This is a genomic window from Pirellulales bacterium, from assembly GCA_035939775.1.
Taxonomy (GTDB): Bacteria; Planctomycetota; Planctomycetia; order Pirellulales; family DATAWG01; genus DASZFO01.
In genome coordinates, this window is the sequence record DASZFO010000226.1 from 1 (window position 1) to 3336 (window position 3336).

Genomic DNA, 3336 nt, shown 5'->3' on the forward strand with positions numbered 1-3336 from the left:
CGATCGCCGGGCTTACGAGCACGAAATCCGCCGCCTGCTCCGCGAGCTGCGGCGCGAGGCTGCCGACGAAGCGGTGCATTCCTCGTAGCCGACGCTGCTCTCTGATATGACGGGTGCCATGGCCACTGCTCTGAGTGGCCATGCCCAACTCAACTCCATGCCCACGCCGACCCGCTGGCGCGGGTGCCCCGTGTGGGCATGGCACCCAACGCATCAAAACCGCTTTGAAGTTCGGCTAGATCACATAGTTGAACTCTGGGTTCAGCTCCTCGACCTCAGCCCGCATCCGCAGCTTGGGCTTTTCGAGCACGACCGTCGTGTGCGGGTCGACGCTGCGGGTGAGCCAGACGTTGGAGCCGATCACGCAATCGTGGCCGATCACGGTCGCGCCGCCGAGGATCGTGGCGTTGGCGTAGATCACCACGCGGTCTTCGATCGTCGGGTGCCGCTTCTGACCGCGGACCAGATTGCCGTCGCCGTCGGTGGCGAAGCTTAGCGCGCCGAGCGTTACGCCTTGATAGAGCTTCACGCGATTGCCGATCTCGCAGGTCTCGCCGATCACGACGCCCGTGCCGTGGTCGATGAAGAACAATTCGCCGATCTTCGCCCCCGGATGGATGTCGATCCCTGTCTTCGAGTGCGCCCATTCGGTCATCATCCGCGGGACGAACGGGATCGACAGCTCGTGCAAGATGTGGGCGAGGCGATAGATCGTGATCGCTTCGAGGCCCGGATAGCAGAAGATCACCTCGTCGAGGTTCTTGACCGCGGGATCCCCTTCGTAGGCGGCCTGCACGTCCAATGCCAGCGTCTTCCGCAGATCGGGAAGCTGCTCGAGGAATTGGATCGCCTTGGCCTGGCCGAGGGCTTCAAAATCGCGGTCCTCATTGCACATGTCGGTCGCCCCGGCGTCGTGCCGCAGGGCGCGGCCGATTTGCGTGGTGAGCTTGTCGTGCAGGCCATCGACCAGCTCGCCGACGTGGTAGGTGACGTTTCCAAGGTGCAGCCCTTCGCGACGGCGGAAGCCCGGATAGAGAATCTCCTTGAGGTCCTCACAGGCCGCGACGATCACGTCGTTGTTCGGTAACGGGCAATGGCCGAGGTGGTTGATCGTGCCGACCTCGCTATAGGTTTGCACGATCCGCTCGGTCAGCTCGGGCAACTGTTCTTTGAGGCGGGCGTCGGAAGCCATAACGAATCATCCTAGGCGTCAAAATCGGCAAAATCAACGCGCCTGAAGTATGGAATCGGCCCGCCGCGCCGAGCAAGTTGAGGGAAATCAAGGACTGGAGGCTGGTGGCCGGCGTCTCACCAAGCGGCCCAAACAACGCTTGCGGCTTAGCCGATTCCCAGCCCCCGGCCTCCAGCTCTCATTCCGCCCCTTGCCTTCCGGCAATCCGCGTGCGATTTTTAAGAGGTTGGCAAGGGGAGGACAGGCGACATGTCTGGCGGAAGAAATCTCGTTGGGCACTGCGGCGCGCGGCGCTGGAATCTCGCGCGGCTGGGGATCGCGGCGATCCTTGGCGGTGCGATGACCGCGATGCTTCTCAATCGAGTGTCCTGCCTCGCTCAGACACCCGCTCCGCAAACGCAGGTGATCCCGACGTCTGCGACGCAGTTGCTGCCAATGGAACACGCGGAGAAGAAACCGATGGCCATCCAACCTGGGCCAAGTTTTAGTGGCCCGCTCGCGAAGCTGACCGATCATGAGACGGCGCTTGCCGCGGCGCTCAGAAAGGACGTCGAAAAACTGGCCGGTGAGATCGGCGATCGCTCGATTCCCAAGTATGCCAAGCTCGTCGAGGCGGCCGCGTTCATCGAGAAATCGTTCCGCGCCGCCGGCCATCAAGTCGCACGACAGACCTACGAGGTCAAAGGCCGCAAGTGCGCGAATGTCGAAGTCGAGATCAAGGGAACGAAGGCCGCTGACGAAATCGTCGTCGTCGGCGCGCATTACGATTCGATTGCCGGCACGACCGGCGCCAACGACAACGGCTCGGGCGTCGCAGCGCTCTTGGCGCTCGCGCGGGCCTTCTCCGGCAAGCAAACGGAGCGCACACTGCGGCTGGTCGCATTCGCCAATGAAGAGCCGCCGTACTTTCAGGAAGAAGAAATGGGCTCGCTGCACTATGCCAAGCGCTGCAGGGAGCGCAGCGAGAATGTCGTCGGCATGCTGAGCCTCGAGACGATCGGCTACTATTCCGACGAGCCGGAAAGCCAGCACTATCCGCCCCCACTCGCGCTGCTCTATCCGTCGACGGGAAACTTCATCGCCTTCGTCGCCAATCCGCGATCCGACGCGCTGGTGCGCGAGGTGGCCGCCTCGTTTCGCAAGCACGCCCGGTTTCCTTCCGAATGGGGCGTCGCGCCGGCCGTGATTCCCGGCGTCGGCTGGTCCGATCATTGGTCGTTCTGGGAGCAAGGCTATCCTGGCGTAATGATCACCGACACGGCCCTGTTCCGCTATCCGCACTACCATCTCAAATCCGACACGCCCGACAAGCTCGACTATTCGCGGATGGCCCGCGTCGTGACCGGATTGGAACACGTGCTAGTCGATCTGACGACGGCGCGGCGGGCGACCGCGGACGGTAAACCGTAAAGAGGAACGACTATTTCCCTTTCAGCCAGCCCTGCGCTTTCAACCATTCCGCGGCGCGGTCGGGCCAATGGGAGACGGCGTTTGGCGAGGGGCGGAGGCCGTAGCCGTGGCCGCCGCTGGGATAGATGTGCAACTCGGCCGGGACCTTGGCCGTCTTGAGCGCCAAGCCGTAGGCATACGCGTTCTCGACGTGAATCGGATCGTCCTGCGTCATGATGACGAACGCCGGGGGCGTATGGCTCGTGACCTTGATCTCGGGGGCCAGCTTCGCGCTATCGTCTTTCGCCGTTAGATATGCCGGATAGATGAGGATCGTGAAATCGGGGCGGCAACTTTCGTTGTCCGCGTCGTCGACGGCGGGATAGGTGCGCGAGTCAAAGCTGTTGCTGGCCGCAGCCGCCAGATGCCCGCCGGCCGAGAAGCCGAGGATGCCGATCCGCTTGGGATCGATTCCCCACTCCTTCGCGCGGCTGCGGACGATTCCGACGGCACGCTGTGCGTCTTGAAGCGAAGCGGTGTAGCGCTCGCCGCCGCGCCCCGGCACGCGATACTTGAGCAGCACGCCGGTCACGCCGATCGAATTGAGCCATTCACAGACCTCGCTGCCCTCGAGATTGTATGCCAAAATGTTGTATCCGCCGCCGGGGCAAACGATCACGGCGGCGCCGGTGTCTTTATCGGCGGCCGGGCGAAAGAGCGTGATGGTCGGCTTGCTGACGTTAGTCAGACGAATG

General features: G+C 63.0%; 3 protein-coding genes. 1 reads left to right on the plus strand and 2 read right to left on the minus strand.

Features of this window, described 5'->3' with window-relative positions; all coding sequences use genetic code 11:
- Positions 1–235 precede the first annotated feature (235 nt).
- The gene (epsC, locus tag VGY55_14115; GenBank protein ID HEV2971104.1) at positions 236–1192 is read right to left on the minus strand and encodes a serine O-acetyltransferase EpsC; all 957 of its coding nucleotides are present in this window, start codon (positions 1190–1192) and stop codon (positions 236–238) included.
- A 249-nt stretch (positions 1193–1441) separates the two neighbouring features.
- Between epsC and VGY55_14120 the strand changes: the two genes are divergently transcribed.
- Positions 1442–2602 (plus strand): M28 family peptidase, encoded by a 1161-nt coding sequence (locus tag VGY55_14120; GenBank protein HEV2971105.1) that lies wholly within the window; start codon positions 1442–1444, stop codon positions 2600–2602.
- A gap of 10 nt (positions 2603–2612) precedes the next feature.
- Here VGY55_14120 and VGY55_14125 read toward each other — a convergent pair.
- The coding region (locus VGY55_14125; GenBank protein HEV2971106.1) for an alpha/beta hydrolase at positions 2613–3336 on the minus strand (724 nt) is incomplete at its 5' end.

Excerpts from the sequence above, each read along its gene's own strand:
- VGY55_14120 (HEV2971105.1), top strand. The coding sequence starts at position 1,442 with ATGTCTGGCGGAAGAAATCTCGTTGGGCACTGCGGCGCGCGGCGCTGG.
- epsC (HEV2971104.1), bottom strand. The coding sequence starts at position 1,192 with ATGGCTTCCGACGCCCGCCTCAAAGAACAGTTGCCCGAGCTGACCGAG.